Raw genomic sequence first — 6,160 nt, forward strand, 5'->3', positions numbered from 1 at the left:
GCCTCCTTCATCGTACTGTTTTACCGTTTTGTCTTCATGTTAAACGTCAAGCAGCGAGTTGGCGAGCAGGTTGCATCTTGTAGAGCGATACATAATACAAGTAAGCACCGAGGGCACCGAAGACAAACATGTAACCGCTCATCAAGACCGGACCGATGAACGCGCCGACGACAATTCCTGCCGCAGCAACCAACTTGGCTCCATGGAATGTGAGCCCGCCGAACGCAAGGTAGGAAGCCCGGCGTTCAGGATCGAGGAGGTCAACCTGTTTCACTTGCCGAATCGGAGAGTAGAGGAGTTCGCCGATTGTGAAGATGATTGCGAGTGTGGCCAGGACGATAAAGGAGTTCATCGAGGTAATGGCGGCGTATGCTGTGATATATAACGATAAGCCAATGAAAAACACGGTCTTCTCTTTGAAACGTTTGACGAAAGCGGTGACCGCAAACGTGATGGCGACGACGAGCAAGGTGTTCTCTAGTTGCATAAACGCCATCATGCGTACCCCGTCAAAAGGTATCCCGAGAATTTGACGACTTTCGAATGACTCTGCTAAATGGACACCGATGTAGTTCGCCATATGAAACTCGGTCGAAAAGACGAGCATACTTCCAAATACGAATGTGATCCAACGGCGGTCACGTAACGCGATTTTGTAGTTTTCGATGACGCCATGAATCGGGTTTGACGGTGTTGAACGATTGCCGGTGTATGTGTCGACCAAATAGCGTTGAAGGACGATGGTGGTCACAGTGAGAATGACCGTCATACCAATGAAGAGGGCAAAACGATGGTCGCGATAGAAGGCACCGCCGAGCATGACGCCTCCGGCGATAGCCAAGTTGACGAGCCAGTAGTCATACACGTAGATGGCTTTTCGATTCGATTCTTCCATGGAGTCGATGACGATTGCCTCAAGTGCCGGATAGTTCAATCCGTTCGAAACGGCATGTCCGAAGTAGAGGATGGCGACGACGAGTGCCCAGTTATTCGATGGGTGAATGGCGATGGTCATCCCAAGAAAACAGATGATTTGAATCACCTGGCCAATTTGTAAGACAACCTTCCGATTGAACCGATCGGAAAAGTACCCACCGAATAGACCGGTCAAGTAACCGACGATAACGAATGAGGTCATGATGATTCCAGCGGGGACTTTCCCCAACTCTTCTGAGAAATAGAGTGCCATGAATGGGAAAATGGCTGATCCGACGATTCGAATACAAAATCCGCAAACGAGTCGCAAACGGACATTTAATGGAAAATCTTTAAATTTCATATGGTGAGCACCTCCTTGGTTCTACTGTAATGGGGGACGGTACATGATAAAAAGAGACACTTTTTTTAAAGATGTCCCCTTTTACAAAAAAAAGAGATGCTCGCGCATCTCCCTCTCTTACAATTGAGCAAACGAGCAGTGGACCGCTTCGATCGTCTCTTCGATATCTTGTTCCGTATGCTCTGTCGTCAAGAACCAGGCCTCATATTTCGATGGAGCCAAGTTCACGCCATTCTCCAGCATCAACTTGAAGAAACGTCCGAACTTCTCACCATCTGACTTTTCCGCACCTTCATAGTCGGTGACGATTTCATCCGTGAAGTAAACGGTGAGTGCCCCCTTCAAGCGGTTGAGCGTGATGGTAATGTCATGCTTTTCTGCTGCCTCGCGGATGCCAGCTTCCAGTTTTGCACCGAGTGCGTCTAATTTCTCATAGACACCAGGTTGCTCGAGCACTTCAAGGCAAGCGATTCCTGTCGCCATCGAGGCAGGGTTACCGGCCATCGTGCCGGCTTGATATGCAGGTCCGAGTGGAGCGACCGTTTCCATGATTTCAGCCTTGCCCCCGTAAGCACCGATTGGTAGACCGCCACCGATAATCTTACCGAGCGCTGTCATATCCGGTTCGATGCCATACACTTGTTGGGCACTTCCGTATGTGAAACGGAACGCCGTGATGACCTCATCATAGATGACGAGTGCGCCGTGTTCATGTGTGATGTCATTGACAGCTTGTAGGAAACCTGGCTTCGGTTCGACGATTCCGAAGTTCCCGACAATCGGTTCGACGAGGACACATGCGACCTGGTCTCCCCATTCTTTCATCATCTCGCGATACGCTTCGACGTCGTTGAACGGGACGGTGATGACTTCTTTGGCAGTGGCTTTTGTCACACCTGCAGAGTCCGGAGAACCGAGTGTCGCTGGACCACTACCTGCCGCAATCAGCATGAGATCCGAATGACCGTGATAACAACCGCTGAATTTCACAACGAGTTCACGACCGGTGTAAGCACGGGCGACTCGTACTGTCGTCATGACGGCTTCCGTCCCCGAGTTCGTGAATCGTACTTTATCCATCGAAGGGATGGCTTGTTTTAGTTTCTTCGCAAACTCGACTTCGAGACGATGAGGTGTCCCGTAAAGTAAGCCTTTTAAAGAAGCATTGACGAGCGCTTCATGAATATGGGGATGGGCGTGACCGGTAATGATTGGACCGTACGCTGCCAAATAATCGATGTAGCGATTCCCGTCTACATCATAGAAATAGGCGCCTTCGCCGCGTTCCATATATACAGGAGCACCGCCACCGACCGCTTTGAATGAGCGGGACGGACTGTTGACACCTCCGACGATATGAGTGAGTGCATCTTGGTACAATGCATCAGATGACTGACGAGTTGATGAAGTAGTCATATGTATTGCCTCCTTATTCAAATTCGCACTTATTGTAACATAGCCGTCAACCGCTTAAGCTCAGTGTTTGACGAGTAGTTGAGAAATCAGTACACTATTTATAAAGATTACTATGTAAGAAATAAGTTAATGTTCAAAACTATTTCGCATGAATTTTATAGAAGAAATGAGGGATTGACGTGGGAAGCGAAATGCTTGACCATGCTGTTCAGTCGCTCCGGGAACATGGAGTCAGAATGACGCCTCAGCGCCAGGCCATTTTGGAGTACCTCGTCACGGAGCACAGTCACCCGACTGCGGATGACATTTATAAGGCACTAGCCGCACGGTTTCCGAACATGAGTGTGGCCACTGTATACAACAACTTGCGCGTCTTTAAAGAGGTAGGTCTTGTTCAAGAAATGAACTATGGGGACGCCTCGAGTCGTTTTGACTTTGTGACGTCGAAGCACTATCACATCATCTGTGACACGTGTGGAAAAGTCGTCGACTTTAACTATCCTGTATTAGATGAAATCGAATCGGTTGCATCTCAATTGACTGGATTCAAAGTTGATCGTCACCGTCTTGAAGTGTACGGAACGTGCCCGTCTTGTCAGTCTGAACAATCGCAAACACATTAAAAAACCACATCCGAGCAGTCGGATGTGGTTTTTGTGTTAGTCCGTTTGTTGTGACTGACGTTTGTTGTATTTCTCATCGAACTCTTTACCTTCAAGTGAGCGGTCGATTGTGAGCGGTTCGTCGCAATGCATACATAAGTCGACGCGTCCGAGCATCTTCGTCTCTTTTTCACAGTTCGGACAAGTCACGATGATGGCTTTTGTCGAGGCCATCCCGACGATGAAGTAAAGGGCAGAGCTCGCAAGTACCATGACAAATCCGAGAAGCATGAAAATAATCATGAGCCAGGTGATGGATTTGGCGAGAAGGCCGAGATACATGACCCCGATCCCACCGAAGATAAGAAGTAATGCTATATTACGTGCGCGGTTGATTTTGTTCCCCCGTTTTTTCATGAGTGAATCCCTCCAATAGTCTGTCTCTATCATAGCTCATCTTCAAACGAGTGAGAAGTTCCTGCACTTTTTCGGCAGGAGTTTTTTGAAAAGAGGGCGAAATTGGTTCGTATCGAAAATGACAATCGTCATATATAGTCAACTTGCGATTGGGAGAGAAGGGGTCCAGATGACGATGGAATATGCGACTCGCACCATTTACTCAGAATATGCTGCATTAAAAACGACACTCGGGATTATTGAAGTGAAGAAAAAGCGGGCACGTGATCCGTTGACGGATCAATCGGATCGCCTGCTCATTGTGATTGAAGCAAAACCAGAACCGTTTTGGACGGTGAAACACTATCAGGTCGGTCAAGAAAAAATTGTCCTGCACGTAGTCAGTGACTCGATGATGGATCGGTGGATTGTCTTGAATGAAAATCGGCGAGCCATTCATTGGATTGAAGACGGAATCGTCTTGTTCGAACGAAATGAGTACATTTTAGAGTTACGACAGCGCAACCGTAATTTAACGAATCGGGAACAACGTTTACAACTCTCAATCTCTTTCGCAAAGTTGTTGCGTCGGTTTGAAGACGGACGTTATCTATTTTTAGAAGGGGAGTTCCAAGACGCCTTCACTCAGATTCATCATGCGCTCACTCACCTGGCACGCCTCTCGATTCTTGAGGCGGGGATTCATCCGGAAATCGTATTGTGGGAACAGGTACGAGCCATTGACCTCGAAATTTATAAGCTGCACGATGAATTGGTCGGAGGACAAGAATCGCTTGAACAGCGCATCCACCTTGTCGTCATTGGCATGGAACATTTGATTCAATCGAAAGTGTTGCCGGGGACGTTGTTATTACTTCAGACGATGCAGGAGAAAGGCGGAGCGTGGACGTTCTCAGAATTGATGGAACATCCGAATTTGAATGAGCTCCGTGTTGACCTTGGAAGCATCATTGGTTTTTTAGTGAAAAAAGGGTATGTTCGAACGGTCACGAGACCGACGAAAGGGGTCGGGGTAGAGGCAGTGCTTTATGAGATTGCTTAACTTCCCTTTCGTAGGAACAATGAGGAGAAAATCAGTTATATGAAACTATTGAAATTTAGCGTGGGAACCGTCTTTATTTTATTTGTCACGATTGTGATTTCTGTCTTTGTCGCCCTTTTTACGATGGGAGACCCCATCACACTTGGGCGACCGATTATTTGGACGATATGGTATATGGCCGTTCTACTAATCATATGTATGGGACTCTATGATTTTTCGTCCTTTTCAAAACAAAAGATTCGAAAAGTTCTCGGCTGGGGTGCGTTAGTCGGTGCTATCCTCTTCGCTTCTGTGAAAGGATATTATATGTATCAAGATAGTTTGAAGATTGAGGAACGCGGTGTGGAGTTGATGGATTATCAGCCGTTCACGGATTCAGAACAATTGGCGAGACTCGATCATGAGGCTTCGGTGAAGTTTGAGGAAGGTTTGCCGCGATTAGATGGAGCGACAGCGCTCTATCCGATGTACGCTTCATTCGTGGAAGCAGTCTATCCGGACTCGGAAACGTATGATCCATATAATGATCAAACGAGTAAAGTCGTGTCGACGACAACACCGGAAGCGTACAGCCGACTGATGAACGATCAGACCGACTTGATTTTCGTCGCTGGTCCATCTGACCGTCAATTGAAGGTTGCGAAACAAAAAAACGTTTCTTTACATATGACGGCGATTGGAAGGGAAGCATTTGTGTTCTTCGTCCATGAAGATAACCCGGTCGATTCTTTGACGATGGAACAAGTTCGGGGGATTTATTCAGGAGACATTCGGAATTGGGAAGAGGTCGGAGGGGACTCGGAATCCATTCGTGCTTTTCAACGACCGGAGGATAGTGGCAGTCAAACGGCGTTACAAAAGATGATGGGCGAACAAAAGCTCATGGAGGCGCCGGTAGAAGATGTTCCTGAAGGGATGGGTGGAATCATTCAACAAACTTCATCGTATCGGAACCATAAAAATGCGATTGGATTTTCATTTAGATACTATGCGACAGAAATGGTGCATGACCATGAAATCAAGTTACTTCGTATAGATGGAATCGAACCGACCGTTGAAACGATTCAGGATGGATCGTATCCACTGGCTTCTGAATTTTATGCGGTGACTACGGAAGAGAAGGCAGAGCGATATGAAGAATTTCTAAAATGGCTCGAAAGCGAGGATGGGCAGACGTTAGTTGAGAAGACGGGCTATGTCCGTCTCGATTAATACAAAGCAGAAGGTTTACTTTTCATCATGTTGATGGGAAGTAAATCTTTTTTAATTTTTATTGTTTTTTGTATTGACGAAGTGGTAAATAGAGATTATAGTTATAAACGTTGTCACGGCAAAAGATTATTTCAGAAAAACAATTTGTGAAAAAGTTGTTGACGAAAACAATCAAAACGTGATAGATTAATG

Annotated in this window: 6 protein-coding genes; 3 read left to right on the plus strand and 3 right to left on the minus strand. The window is 46.7% G+C overall.

Annotation, left to right across the window (positions count from 1 at the left end; genetic code table 11):
* Positions 1-46: 46 nt before the first annotated feature.
* Positions 47-1,279 (minus strand): MFS transporter, encoded by a 1,233-nt coding sequence (locus Q9R25_RS13180; RefSeq protein WP_074037695.1) that lies wholly within the window; start codon positions 1,277-1,279, stop codon positions 47-49.
* Positions 1,280-1,396: 117 nt separating this feature from the next.
* The gene (locus Q9R25_RS13185; protein WP_215244363.1) at positions 1,397-2,695 is read right to left on the minus strand and encodes a glutamate-1-semialdehyde 2,1-aminomutase; all 1,299 of its coding nucleotides are present in this window, start codon (positions 2,693-2,695) and stop codon (positions 1,397-1,399) included.
* Between the two features lie 191 nt (positions 2,696-2,886).
* Here Q9R25_RS13185 and perR point away from each other — a divergent pair, with 191 nt between their 5' ends.
* Complete coding sequence (gene perR, locus Q9R25_RS13190; RefSeq protein ID WP_031421138.1) at positions 2,887-3,318, plus strand: peroxide-responsive transcriptional repressor PerR; 432 nt, start codon at positions 2,887-2,889, stop codon at positions 3,316-3,318.
* 36 nt (positions 3,319-3,354) lie between these two features.
* On the opposite strand, the gene Q9R25_RS13195 is transcribed toward perR, so the two are convergent.
* A complete protein-coding gene (locus tag Q9R25_RS13195; protein WP_031421140.1) occupies positions 3,355-3,714 on the minus strand; it encodes a YgzB family protein in 360 nt (119 codons plus the stop codon).
* 169 nt (positions 3,715-3,883) lie between these two features.
* Between Q9R25_RS13195 and Q9R25_RS13200 the strand changes: the two genes are divergently transcribed.
* A complete protein-coding gene (locus Q9R25_RS13200; RefSeq protein WP_078147894.1) occupies positions 3,884-4,756 on the plus strand; it encodes a nucleotidyltransferase-like protein in 873 nt (290 codons plus the stop codon).
* 39 nt (positions 4,757-4,795) lie between these two features.
* Complete coding sequence (locus tag Q9R25_RS13205; RefSeq protein ID WP_214691501.1) at positions 4,796-5,968, plus strand: substrate-binding domain-containing protein; 1,173 nt, start codon at positions 4,796-4,798, stop codon at positions 5,966-5,968.
* Positions 5,969-6,160: the final 192 nt, after the last annotated feature.

Origin of the sequence: Exiguobacterium sp. BG5(2022), from assembly GCF_031844365.1 — a bacterium.
In the GTDB taxonomy this organism is placed as follows: Bacteria; Bacillota; Bacilli; order Exiguobacteriales; family Exiguobacteriaceae; genus Exiguobacterium; species Exiguobacterium profundum.

Coding starts and splice junctions, on each gene's coding strand:
- Q9R25_RS13180 (WP_074037695.1), bottom strand. CDS start 1,279: ATGAAATTTAAAGATTTTCCATTAAATGTCCGTTTGCGACTCGTTTGC.
- Q9R25_RS13185 (WP_215244363.1), bottom strand. CDS start 2,695: ATGACTACTTCATCAACTCGTCAGTCATCTGATGCATTGTACCAAGAT.
- perR (WP_031421138.1), top strand. CDS start 2,887: ATGCTTGACCATGCTGTTCAGTCGCTCCGGGAACATGGAGTCAGAATG.
- Q9R25_RS13195 (WP_031421140.1), bottom strand. CDS start 3,714: ATGAAAAAACGGGGGAACAAAATCAACCGCGCACGTAATATAGCATTA.
- Q9R25_RS13200 (WP_078147894.1), top strand. CDS start 3,884: ATGACGATGGAATATGCGACTCGCACCATTTACTCAGAATATGCTGCA.
- Q9R25_RS13205 (WP_214691501.1), top strand. CDS start 4,796: ATGAAACTATTGAAATTTAGCGTGGGAACCGTCTTTATTTTATTTGTC.